Below are 1,404 nucleotides of genomic sequence, written 5' to 3'. Positions count from 1 at the left end.
GACAGGTCGTAACAAGGTAGCCGTATCGGAAGGTGCGGCTGGATCACCTCCTTTCTAAGGATAATTACGAGAGCGCTTTTGTTTTGTTCAGTTTTGAATGAGTAATTCATTCAATAGGAAAGACAAGCATCACGATGTGATGACATTCTTTCTGCTTTGTTCCTTGAAAACTAGATAATAGATAGAAGGCAATTAATTTTTTTCAAAGCATCTGTAAGATCTTTTTTAACGGTTAAGTTAGAAAGGGCGCACGGTGGATGCCTTGGCACCAGGAACCGATGAAGGACGTGGGAGGCCACGATAGTCCCCGGGGAGTCGTCAACCAGGCTTTGATCCGGGGGTTTCCGAATGGGGAAACCCGGCAGTCGTCATGGGCTGTCACCCTTGTCTGAACACATAGGCAGTGTGGAGGGAACGAGGGGAAGTGAAACATCTCAGTACCCTCAGGAAGAGAAAACAACCGTGATTCCGGGAGTAGTGGCGAGCGAAACCGGATGAGGCCAAACCGTATGCGTGTGATACCCGGCAGGGGTTGCGCATGCGGGGTTGTGGGAATGAGCTTTCACAGTCTGCCGGCTGTGAGACGAGTCAGAAACCGTTGATGTAGGCGAAGGACATGCGAAAGGTCCGGCGTAGAGGGTAAGACCCCCGTAGCTGAAACATCAACGGCTCGTTTGAGAGACACCCAAGTAGCACGGGGCCCGAGAAATCCCGTGTGAATCTGGCGGGACCACCCGCTAAGCCTAAATATTCCCTGGTGACCGATAGCGGATAGTACCGTGAGGGAATGGTGAAAAGTACCGCGGGAGCGGAGTGAAATAGTACCTGAAACCGTGTGCCTACAAGCCGTGGGAGCGTCGTCATGTTCTTCGGAGCATGGCCGTGACTGCGTGCCTTTTGAAGAATGAGCCTGCGAGTTTGCGGTGTGTTGCGAGGTTAACCCGTGTGGGGAAGCCGTAGCGAAAGCGAGTCCGAATAGGGCGGTTTAGTAGCACGCTCAAGACCCGAAGCGGAGTGATCTAGCCATGGGCAGGTTGAAGCGGGGGTAAGACTGCGTGGAGGACCGAACCCACCAGGGTTGAAAACCTGGGGGATGACCTGTGGTTAGGGGTGAAAGGCCAATCAAACTCCGTGATAGCTGGTTCTCCCCGAAATGCATTTAGGTGCAGCGTCGTGTGTTTCTTGCCGGAGGTAGAGCACTGGATAGGCGATGGGCCCTACCGGGTTACTGACCTTAGCCAAACTCCGAATGCCGGTAAGTGAGAGCACGGCAGTGAGACTGTGGGGGATAAGCTCCATGGTCGAGAGGGAAACAGCCCAGAGCATCGACTAAGGCCCCTAAGCGTACGCTAAGTGGGAAAGGATGTGGAGTCGCAGAGACAACCAGGAGGTTGGCTTAGAAGC

At 53.5% G+C, this 1,404-nt stretch carries 1 rRNA gene; it reads left to right on the top strand.

Going from position 1 to position 1,404, the window contains the following annotated elements:
- Window positions 1-230: 230 nt before the first annotated feature.
- Window positions 231-1,404 (top strand): 23S ribosomal RNA (locus tag ACFCYJ_RS27450); the annotation flags it as partial.

It is taken from the genome of Lysinibacillus sp. NPDC056232 (genome assembly GCF_042267565.1).
In the GTDB taxonomy this organism is placed as follows: domain Bacteria; phylum Bacillota; class Bacilli; order Bacillales_A; family Planococcaceae; genus Lysinibacillus.
Note: the sequence above shows the minus strand (reverse complement) of the source record. Positions and strands in the feature narration are given on the sequence as shown.